Genomic DNA, 16646 nt, shown 5'->3' with positions numbered 1-16646 from the left:
TTATAATCAACACTTTAAATACATTTTATTAACTTCATACTTTAACATGGATTTCACTGAACAGATTGAGACTTACTGGGCTAACCGGGAATTATTGAAGGAAGAATCAACAAAGAACTTTATCCGCGATATAATTGAAGAGGTCGACAAAGGAAGGCTACGGGTGGCGGAGCCCGATGCTAATGGCGGATGGATTGTTAACGAAGCGCTAAAAAAAGCAATCATTCTTTACTTCCCGATCCAACAAATGCACGTTAGCGAAGTTGGCATTTTTGAGTACCACGATAAAATGAAACTAAAATCGGGTTATGACCAGCTTGGCGTAAGGGTAGTACCGCCGGCCGTGGCTCGATACGGTGCCTACATTTCAAAAGGAGTAGTGCTAATGCCGTCTTATGTGAACATCGGTGCCTATATTGATGAAGGTACGATGGTCGATACCTGGGCGACTGTCGGAAGCTGCGCGCAGATCGGAAAGAATGTTCACCTTAGCGGGGGCGTAGGAATAGGAGGGGTATTAGAACCGGTTCAGGCAGCCCCTGTAATTATCGAAGACGGCGCATTCATTGGCTCGCGCTGTATCGTTGTGGAAGGTGCCCGCGTAGGTAAAAGAGCGGTTTTAGGCGCAGGAGTAACAATTACCGGCAGCTCGAAAATCATCGACGTGACGGGCAGCGAACCAGTCGAATATAAAGGATACGTGCCTGAGGATTCCGTAGTAATCCCTGGAACACTGCCCAAAGAGTTTGCCGCAGGTACCTACCACGTGCCTTGCGCATTGATCATCGGTAAGCGTAAACCAAGCACTGACCTCAAAACATCCCTGAACGACGCACTTCGCGACAATAGCGTAGCGGTATAGTTCTCCGGGAAATCATTCAAATAACGTATTCTGAGTGCGGCATGAATCTTTGTGCCGCACTTATTTTTTGCCCAAAACCAGAGTTCACATATGTAACTCACCTGCCTCTCATTGCTATTTACATATTACAATTATTCGAATTCAATTTACTAAACTACGAATGCGCCTTATTTACATAAATACATTTGTAGATTATCAATCATTGTTTACATTTGTGCCAATTATTGTAAACTACCACATGGATCTCACCGACAAGATTAAACAGATACTAATTGACAAAAATATCACACCATCGCTCTTCGCAGATGAAATAGGAATACAACGATCGAGCATGTCGCATATACTCGCGGGGAGAAATAAGCCGAGTCTCGATATGGTGCAGAAAATTGTAAAGCGGTTTCCCGATCTGGGTATCGGCTGGATTCTCGACGACGAACCACTGCCTGTAACGGCCCCGGCGACCGCTAGTGAACCCGTCTTAGAATCGCGTAAAAAGGCTATCCCCGCGGCACAGCCCGCACAACCGAATGTCGTAAAGGAGAAACCGAACGTTTTACCTGAGAAAAAGATCGAAAAAGTGCTTATTTTCTATTCTGACGGCACTTTTCAAGAATTCAAACAGGGGTGACAAAACGAAGAAAGGAAATTCAAAAATCTCTGGTTTACTTTAAAAGCAGCACGGTGCCATTGATTTCCTGCCCGGCTGTCTTGATAATGTACGGATAGCTGCCGGCAGGTACCGGTGCATTCTTGTAGGTGCCGTCCCAAGGCTTGTCATAGCCGGTTGACTGGAAGATAAGCTCACCCCAGCGATTGTATATGCGCATTCGCTCAATTTGCTGGTCGGCATTGAAAATTTGAAACGTATCATTATGACCGTCACTGTTCGGCGAAAAGGACGACGGGATATAGATGCGTTTTATCATGTACACCAACACACTGTCCACGGCAATACAACCGCTGGCCGACGTCGCCTGTAAATGATAAAATTGTTCATTCTGCACCGGCGTAATCGTAGCAGTCTTTTCGCCAGCCGCGGACACCAGCCCATCCGGAGGCGACCATGCATAGATATTGGAAGAAGCTTCCGGGCTCACCAGTGGTGTGACCGTGCCGCTACCACCTTCGAGAATGCCTTGCTTTTCCGGCAATACCACAGAAAACTCCTCCCGGCCAATCTCGATCGTGTCCTTTCCGCCGCAGCCGGGTATCTCGTCGTCGATTTCTAAAATGTACACACCCGGCTCTTTCACCGTCAGGCTTGGGTTCCTGGCTTCCAGCGCCGTAGTCCCATTATGCCACGACAGTTTCTCATCCGGTTTTGCAACGCCGCCGTTCGCCAGCAATACGATAGAATCGTTGCCACAGAGCATTTGCTTATCCGCGGAAATCACCGCCGGAACCGGCTCGGTGAAAGTAGCATGGACGACGGACGAAACCGTATCCCTCGAACATTTCTTGGTATAACTCTTGACCACGGAATAGCTGCCGGAATCCTTTACCGTAATGCTCGCTCCCGTGGCCCCCGGAATGTTGAGCCCATTGAGCTGCCATTGATACGACCAATCCGTGGCGTCGGTGGTGGTGAGTTCCACAGGTGATTCGGGGCAAAAACTCACTTCGGTGACATCATTACCCTCCATTTGGATCACCGGAGGTTCGGGCTGGTCATTACTGCAATCGATCACAAGCAGTTGAAAATCCCTGCGTACCAGGCCGATCCGTTGGCCGTTCCGAAACTCCTCGCATTGAACCGTGAACACATACAAGCCCAGCGCATTTGCAGTGACCGTCAGTTTCCCGGAAGCATCGATCGACAGCGGCCTCGGCCCCGGGATAACATTCGATAAGCTGACGCCATTTGACCAGGTTACCAGGGGATAGCTGCTTTTGGAAGTACTGTCTCCAATGGTCTCGCCCGGGCTCGTAGTACCGCGCATGGGTGTCACGAGCGAGTAACGCAGCTCGTCGCCATCCGCATCGGTAGCACTCATGGGCATTGAAAAAGCCCTGTTAATGCAAATGTACTGGCCATTGGGCGCTACGATTTCGGGAGATGAGTTGCGGATGGAAAGGGGCGGAAATTCCAGGTAAAAGGTCATTCCGTTGTCGCCCGGCTTCTCGATATTGTTGATATCGCCATTCCGGCAGCAGCGTTCCCAGGCCATAAAGTACCCGCCCGGATCGGAATAATTGGCCGGATTGAGGTATACCGTTCCTTTATAATAACCGATGGAAGTTTTAAGCGAACGGCTGCTGGCGCAAGCCCTGTTTTGGTAGGTGATCAGTTCGGTACTGATATAGTCGAGCCGCACGGTTGCTTTGTAGCGCTTATTGCTTTTCTGGTAAATGTACAAGTTTACGAATACGTCGCGGTTACCGGGATTGTTGGGTGTGGGAACTATCAATTCATTCTGGTCCCAGAATTGTATCAACGTGATCTCGTACTGATTGGCAGTGCCGACGGGTTTCATTTGTAGTTCACCACCGACAATATGGTTTGCGTGGGTTAACGGTGTAAACCATCCCAGAAATGCAAATAGGAGTAATCGGAACCGTAGATCTTTCAACATGTAGTGGGTGTTAGGATTGAGGCCGATGCCCTAAAATACGTATTTTACCTGTATGTCACCAGTTTAAGGGTCTATTAAATTTTGCGCGGGAAAGCCAACGATAATTTAATTGTGTCCTGCTCACAATTTTCGTAGCATACCGGACAGCACAGGATAGTATGGAATTCAAATACCAATACTATTGTGAAAATAATATAATTCAAATCATTAATTGTACATATCAAACATTAAAGTCGATATGTACTTCAAGCCCAATCATTTTGTCTCCCGGCAATATGTTTGAATTTTATTATTCCGTTCCGGCCGCTCCGGCCACCATGTTCCACCCCAAAACAGCGCCTATGGAAAGAACCTAAGCACAAAGCCCATTTTATTAAATCAAACCATTCACTATTCCAATCCTGAACGTATGAATCAATCTCGACAATTAAGATTCAACACCGGGCTGCGTCCGCTTTGCAAGCTGATGCTCGGCCAGGTATTATTCGGTGTGGCGCTCGTTGGCTTCTATCAAGCCCCGGCCGCTGCCGCCCCGACGAAGGACCCGATTCTGGTGACCGCCGACCGGTCGCTGGGAGGGAAAGTTACCGACGAAAACGGCGCAGGCCTTCCGGGGGTAAGTGTGATCGTAAAGGGTTCCAGCACCGGAACCGTAAGCGATGCCGAAGGCCATTACACCATCAATGTGCCTGAAACAGGCGGTACTGTTTTAGTTTTCTCTTTCGTCGGGTACGTACCAAAAGAGATTACAGTGGGTAATCAGACTACTTTGGACGTTCAATTAGCCGTGGATAACAAAGCATTGGAAGAAGTAGTCGTGGTGGGTTACGGTACCCAGCGCAAGCGAGATATTACTTCTGCCGTATCCAACATTAACATGGAGGACATTGGTGAAGTCCCTAAATCAAACGTGACCCGGATGATCCAGGGCCAGGCGCCGGGGGTGATCATCAAGCAAAAAAGTGGTACGCCGGGCCAGCAATTCGAAGTGAAAGTCCGCGGTATCAGCTCGCTCGGGGCAGGTAGTGACCCATTATATGTGATTGACGGGTTTCCGGTCGGTATTTCGGTGGGCCAAAACCTTAACCCTAACGACATCGAAACGATCACCGTATTGAAAGACGCGGCTTCCACAGCCATTTACGGCGCCCGCGGTTCGAACGGGGTGGTCCTGATCACCACTAAATCCGCCAAGGAAGGTAAAACCAGCCTGAATGTTTCCGTTGATGTAGGTATACAGAATGTACCGGATTCACGGAAAACCAAAGTACTGAACGGTCCCGATTTCGCGCAGTTCAAGAAAGAGGTGTTCATTGGACGCTTCGTGCTCGACAAAAAACGCCAGCCGACCAATGAGGAGATTCCCCTTGACTTCCGCAACCCGGCTGATACCAAGTACTCTACCAACTGGTTTGACCTGATCCTGAACAACAATGCACTTTACACGGATGTAAACGTATCGCTGTCGTCCGGAAAAGGCCCTATCAAATCCATGGTCTCAATCGGCTATTATAAGGAAGAAGGTGCATTGAAATACACCGATTATGACCGTGCATCCGTACGTACGAACCTGGCTGGCGACATTAACAAATACATTTCAATGGGCGTCAATATCGCCGGAAGCTACTCCCGGTCCAGCCTCGCAGCTACTGACGGCCGCAGCGCATTGGTGGGCCTTACGTTGATCAGCGACCCGCGTTATCCGGCATATGACCAAAAAGGTGACCTGATTCCATATTACAATGGAGTGGGGGACATTTTCGGGTTTCCAAATCCTTTGTACCTGCTGAAAAACATCGATCGTAACCGCAACATCGCCGATGTGCTCGCAAACGGCTACATCGACTTTAACATTGCCAAGGGGCTGAAATTCAGAACATCCGTCAATGCGAAGATCAACTATAACCAGTATAAGGAATATGTGCCTTCGACGATCGGGCTTGCCATTGCAACCGGATCAAACGGCGCTCCTCCACGTCTGGCTTCCGAGCGTGACGACTCCGAAGAGTTGAGAAACTACACAGCCGATCAGCTGCTTACCTACAATGTCAATTTTGGGGAAAATCACCACCTGGACGCAATGCTGGGTTACACTGCGCAGCAAGAGGTTGTAAAAGGATTGTACGGTTCCGGTAACACCTTCCCGGACGACCTGGCGCCGTATCTCGGCAATGCGACCATTCGCTCATCGTTCTCCATGGAGCGCAAATGGACGATGCTCGCTTACCTGGCGCGTTTAAACTACTCATTTAAAGACCGATACCTGTTTTCTGCCACGTTCCGTCGCGAAGGAAGCTCGCGTTTCAGCGAAGGGCACCAGTTTGGCAACTTCCCTGCGGTGTCGGTAGGTTGGAGGCTTTCGGAAGAATCATTTATTCCCAAAGCAGCATGGCTCACCGACCTGAAATTGCGGGGTAGCTGGGGTATGACCGGTAACAACACTTACCAGGTGAGTGCCAACAACAACTTCGGTACAGGTCAGAATGCGGGCGACGACGGCAACTACGCCAGCCTTGCCTTTCTCACTTTGAACAACTATGTTTTCAACAACTCATTGTCGATCGGTAAGACGGTCAACCGTTTTGCTAATCCGGAGCTTACCTGGGAAAAATCAAACCAGCTGAATATCGGTCTTGATCTATCCACTTTCAACAACCGGCTGGTCTTTACGGCGGAGTATTACAAAAAGATCACGGATGACATGTTGCTGGGCTATAACATCCCCGCGGTATCCGGTTTTACTTCGACATTGAAAAACCTCGGAAAAGTTCAGAACCAGGGCGTCGAACTTGCGGCCAGCTACCGGATGAAAATTGGTCAGGTCAATTTCAGGACCAATGCGAATATCACTTTCAACCGCAGCAAAATCCTCGAGATCCGGGGACAGAACGACTTTATCCTGCAAGGAAGCCAGTATGGCGGATACAATATCCAGCAGGTAGGTCGGCCGATCGGTATGATTTTCGGGTATAAAAAACTCGGTATTTTCAACACCCAGGCCGAAATCGACGCTGCTCCAAAGCAGGACGGTGCCATACCGGGTGCTATGAAGTTTGCCGATTTGCATGGCGCACCGGACGGCGGCCCTGACGGGATCGTTTCCTACGATACCAAGGACATGACCGAAATCGGTAACCCTAATCCGAAATTTAACTGGGGATGGACTGTCGGTGTCGATTACAAACGCTTCGACGTGAGCGTGTTGCTGATGGGTGCCCACAAATTCGACATTTACAGGAACATCGAGGCTTCGACCATGAACATGGACGGCGTTTTCAACGTATTGGAAAAAGCGAAAGACCGCTGGCGTTCACCTGAAAACCCCGGTTCTAACCCCAATGCCAAGAATTCGCAAGGCGGTACCGATTACTTCAAATGGTCGCGCGAGAGCAGCGAGCGCTACGTGTACGACGGCAGCCACACGTGGGTCAAAAACGTGACGATCGGTTATACCTTACCTAAAATGGGCAGCATCCTGTCCGACGCGCGTATTTTCGTTAATGCGGCTAACCTCCTGCTGATCACCAAGTATCCGGGCAACAACCCCGATGCAGGTGTACGCGGCGGCACCGAACTTAATAATGACGACGAGTCTTACCCTGTGCCAAGAACATTCTCTATGGGTCTTAAAGTCAACTTCTAAAAATGGCGAAGATGAAAAAAATAACGATACTCGGAATCGCAATGGCATTATGCTTGTCGTCATGCAGCGAAGATTTCCTCAACCAAACCGACCCTACCAAGGTGGAAGTCGATTTGTACTATAAAAACGAAGAGCAGGTTAAGCAGGCACTCAGCGGCGTTTACAGCCAGGTACAGGCGCTCACCAACACCGCATATTTGTTTGGTGAATTTCAAACAGACAATACCACTGTCGACCTGAACCCGTCAGACCGGGGTGGCGCGGGCGGCTGGGAAGCATTCGAATTCAGCACGATCAACTCGGGTAATGGTGAAATTGCCAACCTCTGGAACGGTTACTATGCGGCCATGTACAACTGTAACCTCACATTGGAGAAAATGGTGGAAGCTACCATGACCGAAAACGCACGGAAAGAGGCGGAAGGGCAGCTCAAATTCCTGCGCGCGTACATGTACTTCAACCTTGTCCAGTACTTCGGCGACGTCATCATGGTCACATCCACCCTGGATATTCCCGACCCGGCATTCGATCTCGTAAGATCGCCCCAGGCCGATGTGTGGGCGCAAATCGAAAAGGACCTGAAAGAAGCTGCGGCGTCATTGCCTGCGAAATATGCTTCTAGCGGCGATCTTGGCCGTGCAACCAAAGGTGCTGCATTGAGTTTGCTGGGGAAATCGTATCTCACGCAGAAGAAATACGCCGATGCGGCAACGACTTTGAAAGAGGTAACAACCCTGGGCTACGCGCTGCATGCCAATTACGCGAACAACTTCAATCCGTCTACGAAAAACGGCATTGAGTCTATCTTCGAAATCCAGTACCAGGGCGACAACGACAACGGCGAATGGAGTAATTTCGAATATGTATTCGCACCGAGGGTGTCCAAGGGCGCGGTGACTGGCTATGCCGCTGGCTCGAACGGCGGCCGGAATGTTCCTACCAACGACATTATGGCGGCCTATGAGAAAGGCGACTTGCGGAAAGACATTTCCCTCAAGCCTAATTTCAAGCTGGATACCACCACTTACAAGGTACCTTACGTATTCAAATACAACTACCCGCACACCATCGTGAACCGTACGAACACCAACTGGCCGGTATTGCGCTATGCCGATGTGCTGCTCATGCTCGCGGAAGTGATCAACGAACAATCGGGGCCGACTGCCGAAGCATTGGGGTATGTAAACCAGGTACGTAAACGCGCCGGCCTCGCCGATCTGGCAATCTCGGATAAGGTGGCATTCAGAACGGCTGTTTTGAAGGAAAGAAGACTGGAACTGGCGTTTGAAAACCACCGCTGGTTTGATCTCAAAAGGACCAAAACACCGGCCGAATGGGCGGCATTCATGAATGCGCACGGTGCGCAGGAACGCGCAAACCCGACGGTAGCAAGAGGTAATGTACCATTCAACTCGACGGACTATGTCTTCACCGAGAACGAGTACTTGCTGCCTCTTCCGGCGCCGCAGATACTGATCAATCCCAAGCTTGCACAGAATCCGGGTTACTGATCCGTACAAACAATTAAGCATACAGGAGAGGCATTCAATATGTCTCTCCTGTTAAAATTTATAACTAATCCGTGAACATAATCGTTATAACCTTAATAGCCCATTCAGTACCAGAATAGCTGTTTATATAAACCTTTTTAGAAAATCATGAATATTTATCATTTATAGCAAGACAGAACAGGATACTATTCCATTTGCTGCATTTTAGTATTGTAAGATTGCGGAATACCTCCGCCGGTATTCCTGAACCACTAACCCCTTGAACTTGTGTTACTCCAAGCAACCGAAACTTTCTGGCTTTGGCAATTTTTAGGACGATTGCACCCTTTACTGGTCCATTTTCCCATCGGGCTACTTTGCATTGCATTGCTTTTTGAACTTATCGACTGGAAGCGTAAATCGACTGTCCTGCGCGATGGAACCCGCATTATCACGTGGGTCAGCGCGGGAAGTGCCGTGCTGGCTGTGGTGTTCGGACTGCTGCTGGCCAGCTCCGAAGATTCCAGCGGTACCAACCTCGAAATCCACCGCTGGGCGGGAATTGCTACGATGGTGCTTTCGCTTTTCACCGCATTCATACTGCGCTCGGGCAACCGGAGCCTTTTTCGCGGATTGCTGCTTACCACCGTGTTCGGCGTTTCGTTCGCAGGCCATTACGGCGCAATGCTTACGCACGGTGAAGATTACCTTTCGAGCGTTTTGCCCGGTGCAGACAAACCGGTAGAACCGAAAGGGGAGACCGAGGCCGATTTCGTGCTGACCAACAACGGCGCATTAACCCCTGAACAAATACAAAATCTGAATGTGGAAGTCAGAACGATCCTGGCGCATAACTGTTACAGCTGCCACAGCGAAACCAAAATGAAAGGCGACCTGCGCCTCGATAGCAAGGAAGCCATTATGAAAGGTGGCGAAGACGGCGTAGTTGTGATCCCCAATCACCCTGATAAAAGTGAGCTGATCCGCCGCATTTCATTGCCGAAAGGCGACAAGGAGGCCATGCCGACGAAAGGTAAACGCCTGACGGAGAAAGAGATCAAAATACTTGCATACTGGATCGAAAAAGGAGCGCCCTGGCCGGATGGCAAGGAAAAGAGCATTTATCGCGTTGCGGAACTGGCTCCGCGCATCCCGCAGGTGCCTGCCGCCACGGCCGGGCTCGACAAGCCGGTTGACCTTTTTGTGAATGCTTATTTCCAAAAAAACAAAGGCAGCTGGAAACCCGTCGTCGACGACCGTACCTACATTCGACGTGTTTACCTCGACATTATCGGATTGCTGCCGCCTCCTGAAAAGGTGGATGCATTCGTGGCCGATACCCGTCCGGACAAGCGCGAATCACTCGCGAAAGAACTGCTGAACCAGAACGACGCCTACGCGCAGCATTGGATGACATTCTGGAACGACGCGCTCCGCAACGACTACGATGGTACCGGCTACATTACCGGTGGCCGCTTTGGTATTTCCAAATGGCTTTATGCGAGTTTGCTGGACAACAAGCCTTACAACTGGTTTGTAAAAGAGCTGATCAGCCCCAACAAGGAATCCGAGGGTTTTATTAAAGGTATCAAATGGCGGGGAACGATCAATTCCAGTCAGCGCACCGAAATGCAGGCCGCGCAAAACGTAGCCCAGGTATTTTTGGGTTTGAATTTGAAATGCGCTTCCTGCCACGACAGTTTCATCAGCGACTGGAAATTGGCCGACGCTTATGCATTCGCCAACATCTTTGCCGACACCCTGCTTGAAATCAACCGCTGCGACAAGCCCACGGGCAAAATCGCCGGAACCCGCATGCTGTACCCCGAACTGGGAGAGATCGAAGTGAATGCAAATACCGAAAAACGCCTCCGCCAACTGGCCGATTTTCTGGTACAACCGAAAGACGGAAGATTGTACCGCACGCTCGTAAACCGCGTATGGGCGCAACTGATGGGCCGCGGCATCGTAGAACCGGTGGATGCCATGGACAACCTGCCTTGGAGCCAGGACCTTCTCGACTGGCTGGCGTCGGATTTTGTAACAAACGGGTATGATGTCAAAAAGCTGATCTACACAATCGTCACTTCAAAGACCTATCAGTTACCATCCACCTCGGTGAAAGAGGCGGGCGATATGATGGCTACCGACTACAAATTTACCGGTATGGTGCGCAGGAGGCTGACCGCCGAGCAATTCGCGGACGCGATCAGTTCGAGCTTCACACATATGTATGCGGATACCGCGCTTGCGCTGAAAAAGCTTCCGGAGGATATCAAGACGCGCCTGCCGTTCCCGCGTGCGGCGTTCGTGAAGAACGATCCGTTCCTTACTTCGCTCGGCCGCCCGAACCGCGAGACGGTGAGTACCAGTCGTACCTCCCAGGCAAACCTGCTGCAAGCATTAGAGCTCACCAACGGTTCGAAATTCACGCAGACATTGAAAGAGGGATCGAAGGTATGGAAGTCGCAATACCCGACGTCCGACTCGCTCGTGACGGCACTTTACCGGAAGGCATTGGGCCGCGCGCCGGTGGCCAAAGAGCTTGCTGCGGCTAAAAAAATCCTCGGTCCGACACCTAGCGAGGAAGGCATTCAAGACCTGGTTTGGGCTATTGCGCTGGTGCCGGAGTTTCAGTTGATTTATTAAATGTGTGATACAAATCATTCATATTTAAAATATCAAATGAATATTACTTTAAATACAGACATAGCTTTTATAATTTATAGTAAGAATATTAAATTTAATATTAATTATAAATATAAAAAGTATTTAAAGTAAAATAAGTTAACAAATACAAAGTATTAAAATACAATCACTAAAAGAAAATAGAGAAATGAATATCCAATGGAATAGGAGGGAGTTTCTGCAACGCGCCAGCGCCGCTACCCTGGCCGCATTGGCCGCAGGAGCGCCCGTATCAAACCTGCTTACCTCATGCCGGGGCAAGGCGGGAGCCAATTCATCGGCGGACACAGTGATACTTTTATGGATGGCCGGCGGTATGGCGCACACCGAAACTTTCGACCCGAAAGCGTATACGCCGTTCGAAAAAGACATGGAAGGCAACCGCGTTTTGAGCACCTTCAAATCGTTACCGACCAAGCTCGACGGCATCCATTTCTCGGACGGTTTGCAGTCGATAGGACAAGTGATGGACAAGGGCACGCTCATTCGTTCGTACGTCGCGGCCGACATGGGACACATCCTGCATTCGCGTCACCAGTACCACTGGCATACCTGCTATGAGCCGCCTCAGACCGTCGCCGCGCCGCATATCGGTTCGTGGATCGCGAAGGAACTCGGGCCTAAAAATCCGGTGATCCCGGCATTCATCGACATCGGTCAGCGCTTCACCGTAGGCGAGGCGGAAGAGCTGAAAGCATTCCATACGGCCGGTTTCCTCGGCAATGAGTTCGGTCCGTTCTTTATCCCGGACCCAAGCCAAGGGCTCGACAGCGTGCGCCCTCCCGTGGGTATGGACGCGAAACGATTCGAACGCCGGAACCAGCTCTACAACGAGTTGATTAACAACAGTCCGGTAGGGGAGTTCGGCAGCGATTACCAGCGCGAATCGCTGAAACGGTCGATGGAGCAGGCATACGCATTGCTCAACTCGCCCGAATCGAAGGCATTCGACCTCAGTACCGAACCGAAAAAGAGCTACGACATTTATAATACCGGCCGCTTCGGGCTCGGTTGCCTGCTCGCCCGCCGGCTCACCGAACAGGGCGCTCGCTTCATTAGCGTTACGACCGAGTATGAGCCATTCAAAGGCTGGGATACGCACGAAAACGGCCATACGCGTTTGCAGGATATGAAAAAGCAAATAGACGGCCCGATTGCCCAGCTCATCAAGGACCTTGACGAAAAAGGTCTGCTCGATCGCACGATGGTCGTGCTGGCGAGCGAATTCAGCCGCGATATGATGGTGGAAGGCCGCCCGGATGCGAAAGTAAAGGAGCAGGTAGCACAGCCCGACATTCTATCCGATCTCAAATTCTATGGAATGCACCGCCATTTCACCGACGGTTGCTCGATGCTCATGTTCGGTGGTGGGATCAAAAGGGGCTTCGTTTACGGCAAAACCGCCGACGAGCGCCCTTGCAAGACCATCGAAAACCCGGTGAAAGTCGACGGTATCCACCAGACGATCTACCATGCATTAGGCATCCCGCCGGACACCCAGTACGAGATCGAAAAACGGCCATTCTACACGACGCCTGACGGAAAGGGCTTGGCCGTGAAAGAGCTCCTCGTATAGCTTCGAACTTGTTTATCCGCCGGAGAGAATGCCGACAGCCAGCCTCTCCGGCGGCATTTATCCCTTACTACCTCACCTGCATGATATCCTTATTGTAAGCCGTCGCCATCACCGCGAACGGACGGGTTTCCCATACCCGATATAAGATATATCCAAAAAACTCATGTTAATTAAATATTAATCAAAACCAGACAGAGCAGGACAGTCTGTTCTCGCATTCGTTCTAGTATTGCATAAATGTTACTTTAAGTATGAATAATTGTCTTTTATACGTCACAAAGACATTTATTTCTTAGAGTATTCCAACTCTTCATCAACGATATATCTGTAAGTTTTCAGGCCTGTTGGGCAGGGAAGCCATATCCGTTATGCGATCAGACGATACCGTTGTATTTGAAATACCTTAAAACAAACTCTGCTTTTAATCCCGACAATTATTCACTTAAACCGATGACTATGAGAATAAGAAGCTTAACCGATTAACCCCGCTACCCGGGCATTTTAGACAATGTGCCGGGGCCTCTGCTAATTACTAAATCTAAAAATGAAGCTTATGAATCAATTTCGACAATCTCCTTATTACGGCCGATTGAATTCGATCCTGAAACTGTCCGTGGGCCAGGCGCTCATCGGGGCGGCTTGCGGGCTCAGTGCAGTAGCCGGCAATAGTTTCCATCTTAACCCGCTGGTTGTAAGCACCAACATCACGGCCGACCGGACGATCAAGGGAAAGGTAACCGACGACACCGGCGAGAAACTGCCGGGTGTGAGCGTGGTACTCAAAGGAACCACGATAGGAACGGTGTCCGATGCCGACGGTATATACAGCATTAACATACCTGACAAAGGCGGAGTCCTCATCTTCTCTTCCGTAGGCTTCCTTACCCAGGAAGTTCCCGCAGGAACGGGCTCTACCATCGATATCAAACTTGCTACCGATGCCAAAGCGCTGACGGAAGTTGTGGTAGTGGGTTATGGTAGCCAGTTGAAAAAAGAAATCACAGGCGCGGTTCAGACCGTAAAGAGTGAAGAATTGAAAGATATTCCGGTGTCGCAGGTTACCCAAAAACTGCAAGGACGCCTTGCGGGTGTACAGATCAACCAGACCACGGGTAAGCCAGGGCAGGGGATGTCGGTACGTATCCGCGGCCAGGTATCCGTTACAGCCGGTAGCGACCCGCTTTACGTGATCGACGGTTTCCCGATTACGGGTACCATCGGCCAGATGAACCCGGATGAAATCGAGGACATTACCATTCTGAAAGATGCCGCTTCGACGTCACTCTACGGTTCGCGTGCGGCGAACGGGGTAGTGCTTATTACTACCAAACGCGGTGCTCCCGGCAAAACGAGCGTGAGCTTCAATGCATTCGCAGGTTTCCAGAAAGTTCCGGTGCGAGGTCGGGTTAAAATGCTGACCGCCGAAGAATTCGCGCAGTTCAAGAAGGAAATGTATGAGGATGAGCTAAAACCGGTGCCAGAACCGTTTCAAAATCCAGAAAAATACAGGGGTAAAGACAACGACTGGTACGACGCACTGCTTCGCACAGCTCCCATTCAGAGCTATAACCTGAGCATCAGTTCCAACAAGGAAAACATGCGCACATCCCTCGTAGCAGGTGTTTTCAACCAGAAAGGGGTCGTGCTGAACAACAACTACAAGCGCTATTCGCTTCGTATGAATACCGAATACGACATTTCGAGCAAGATTAAAGTCGGATTCAATGTGGCGCCGCAATTTGTGTATGACAACACGCCGAGAACGGATGGCGACCGTGGAACAGGGGTGCTATTCAATGCGTTGCATACCTGGCCTGTTATGCCTATTTATGATGCAAACGGCCAGCTGACGAAGTACAACAACTTCCCTAATGGAACCGGTAACATTTTCGATTACCCCAACTGGGTCCGGGCAGCAAACGAGCTGACCAACGAGACGAAGATCAACAAGTTGCTGGGTAATGCTTATGTGCAATACACCCCAATCAAAGGCCTGACGTTGAAATCGACTATCAATGTTGAGCAGGAGTCTAACAAATTCTTCTTCTTCAACCCGTCGACCGCTACCAGCGCCATCAATACGCCGGTGCCTACCACTGCGGTATCGATCCGCCAGAACTTTCAGAACTTCTCCTGGCTGAACGAAAACCTTGCAACCTATAACCGCAGCTTTAACGGAAACCACAATTTCGAGTTGCTGGCTGGTTTTACCCAACAACGTTTCCGCCAGGAATATGACCGTATCACCGCGAACACCTACACCGACGACCGCCTTCCGACAATCCAGGGTGCGATTAACATCGACCGCGGCGGGGCATTCAACGTGAATGGTATTTCGGGTTCGAATACATTTAATGGTGCCAACGAGTGGGGGCTGATGTCGTACATTTCACGATTGACCTATAACTACAAAGGCAAATACCTGTTCTCTGCTGCTGTACGTGCTGATGGTTCTTCCCGCTTCGGTTCCGAAAACAGATGGGGTACATTCCCTTCCGCATCGGTCGGCTGGGTAGTGTCTGACGAGAACTTTATGCAATCGCTGCCGAAAGTTTCGTTTGCGAAATTCCGCGCCAGCTACGGGGTAATTGGTAACAACAACATTGGTAACTATACGCAATACGCGCTGGTAAACAATACCACCAACGCCGTATTCGGAAGCACAGTGGCTACCGGTGCGCAGGTAACTTCCCTTTCGAATGCTAACCTGGGCTGGGAAACCACCAAGCAATTCGATGCGGGCTTGGATGTGGGTCTTTTCAACGACCGCATTCAGTTGATCTACGATTTCTATACGAAAAGGACAACTAACCTGCTTTATGCGGTTCAGATTCCACAGGAATCAGGCTTTGGTAACTTCAATGACAATATCGGGGAGATCAAATTCTGGGGACACGAAGTGGCATTGACCACACGTAACCTGGTAGGCAAGCTGAAATGGACTACTAATGCCAACATTTCATTTAACCGTAACAAAGTAATGGAATTGGCGCCGGGCATCGACCGCGTATATGGTTCATTCCACATTACGCAGGTAGGTCAGCCGTTCGGTCAGTTCTATGGGTTGGTGAAAGAAGGTTTTTATATGAGCAAAGAAGAACTGGCTTCTTCACCGATCATCCCTGGACGTTCAGCTATTGGTACCATCAAATTCAAAGATGTTAATGGCGACGGTGTGATCACCAACGGTGGTGACGCGGATGACCGCACAATTATCGGAAGCCCGTTCCCGAAATTTACTTACGGTATCACCAACAACCTGAGCTACGGCAACTGGGACCTCTCCATCGTAGGATCGGGATCGCAGGGTAACCAGCTCTGGGTTCGCCACCTTTACAGCACGGCCAACCTCGACGGTGTGTTCAACATGGTGGCAGGCGCCAAAGACCGTTTCCGTGTAAAAAATGCCATCAACCCGGTTACCGGCGTGGCAGAAGCTACTACGGTGATCAACCCGGGTAAGGGAATGTACGGCGCTACCAACAACGGCGGTAATTTCACAGGCGTAGAACGCGACTGGAACAGCTCGCACTTCCTTGCCAATGCTTCTTACTTCACGATCAAGAACATTACTGTGGGCTACAACCTGGGTGGTATTAACAAGCTCTTCAAGTCGGCGCGCCTTTATGCAAGCGTGCAGCAAGTTTATGTGTTCACCAAATACTGGGGCGGACCTAACCCTGAAACCAGCGCACAAGGTGACGGACAGGGTGATGGCGGTAACCTGAGCCAGGGTGTAGACCTTTCAAACTACCCTGTACCACGTACCTGGACGCTGGGTGTGAACCTGAACTTCTAACCTGACTTGTAAAAC

Annotated in this window: 8 protein-coding genes; 7 read left to right on the top strand and 1 reads right to left on the bottom strand. The window is 50.2% G+C overall.

Annotation, left to right across the window (positions count from 1 at the left end; translation table 11 throughout):
• Window positions 1–46 precede the first annotated feature (46 nt).
• Window positions 47–862: a 2,3,4,5-tetrahydropyridine-2,6-dicarboxylate N-succinyltransferase gene (locus tag BMW93_RS27740; RefSeq protein WP_090384156.1), complete on the top strand. Its 816-nt coding sequence runs from the start codon at window positions 47–49 to the stop codon at window positions 860–862.
• A 160-nt stretch (window positions 863–1022) separates the two neighbouring features.
• Window positions 1023–1490, top strand: coding sequence for a helix-turn-helix transcriptional regulator (locus tag BMW93_RS27735; RefSeq protein WP_310590246.1), 468 nt, complete (start codon window positions 1023–1025; stop codon window positions 1488–1490).
• 34 nt (window positions 1491–1524) lie between these two features.
• On the opposite strand, the gene BMW93_RS27730 is transcribed toward BMW93_RS27735, so the two are convergent.
• Window positions 1525–3435, bottom strand: a complete 1911-nt coding sequence (locus BMW93_RS27730; protein ID WP_090384153.1) for a gliding motility-associated C-terminal domain-containing protein — start codon at window positions 3433–3435, stop codon at window positions 1525–1527.
• Between the two features lie 409 nt (window positions 3436–3844).
• Here BMW93_RS27730 and BMW93_RS27725 point away from each other — a divergent pair, with 409 nt between their 5' ends.
• From BMW93_RS27725 to BMW93_RS27705, 5 genes are all read left to right on the top strand, one after another.
• Complete coding sequence (locus BMW93_RS27725) at window positions 3845–7078, top strand: TonB-dependent receptor (protein ID WP_310590245.1); 3234 nt, start codon at window positions 3845–3847, stop codon at window positions 7076–7078.
• Between the two features lie 11 nt (window positions 7079–7089).
• Window positions 7090–8589, top strand: a complete 1500-nt coding sequence (locus BMW93_RS27720) for a RagB/SusD family nutrient uptake outer membrane protein (protein WP_090384367.1) — start codon at window positions 7090–7092, stop codon at window positions 8587–8589.
• 318 nt (window positions 8590–8907) lie between these two features.
• A complete protein-coding gene (locus BMW93_RS27715; RefSeq protein ID WP_090384147.1) occupies window positions 8908–11217 on the top strand; it encodes a DUF1549 domain-containing protein in 2310 nt (769 codons plus the stop codon).
• A 187-nt stretch (window positions 11218–11404) separates the two neighbouring features.
• Complete coding sequence (locus BMW93_RS27710; RefSeq protein WP_090384146.1) at window positions 11405–12832, top strand: DUF1501 domain-containing protein; 1428 nt, start codon at window positions 11405–11407, stop codon at window positions 12830–12832.
• Between the two features lie 553 nt (window positions 12833–13385).
• Window positions 13386–16631, top strand: coding sequence for a TonB-dependent receptor (locus BMW93_RS27705; protein WP_090384364.1), 3246 nt, complete (start codon window positions 13386–13388; stop codon window positions 16629–16631).
• Window positions 16632–16646: the final 15 nt, after the last annotated feature.

The organism is Dyadobacter sp. SG02 (genome assembly GCF_900109045.1).
GTDB lineage: Bacteria > Bacteroidota > Bacteroidia > Cytophagales > Spirosomataceae > Dyadobacter.
Note: the sequence above shows the minus strand (reverse complement) of the source record. Positions and strands in the feature narration are given on the sequence as shown.

Bases quoted from the DNA above. Each gene is read 5' to 3' on its own strand.
- BMW93_RS27725 (WP_310590245.1), top strand. From the start codon at position 3,845: ATGAATCAATCTCGACAATTAAGATTCAACACCGGGCTGCGTCCGCTT.
- BMW93_RS27740 (WP_090384156.1), top strand. From the start codon at position 47: ATGGATTTCACTGAACAGATTGAGACTTACTGGGCTAACCGGGAATTA.
- BMW93_RS27705 (WP_090384364.1), top strand. From the start codon at position 13,386: ATGAATCAATTTCGACAATCTCCTTATTACGGCCGATTGAATTCGATC.
- BMW93_RS27720 (WP_090384367.1), top strand. From the start codon at position 7,090: ATGAAAAAAATAACGATACTCGGAATCGCAATGGCATTATGCTTGTCG.
- BMW93_RS27735 (WP_310590246.1), top strand. From the start codon at position 1,023: ATGCGCCTTATTTACATAAATACATTTGTAGATTATCAATCATTGTTT.
- BMW93_RS27730 (WP_090384153.1), bottom strand. From the start codon at position 3,435: ATGTTGAAAGATCTACGGTTCCGATTACTCCTATTTGCATTTCTGGGA.
- BMW93_RS27710 (WP_090384146.1), top strand. From the start codon at position 11,405: ATGAATATCCAATGGAATAGGAGGGAGTTTCTGCAACGCGCCAGCGCC.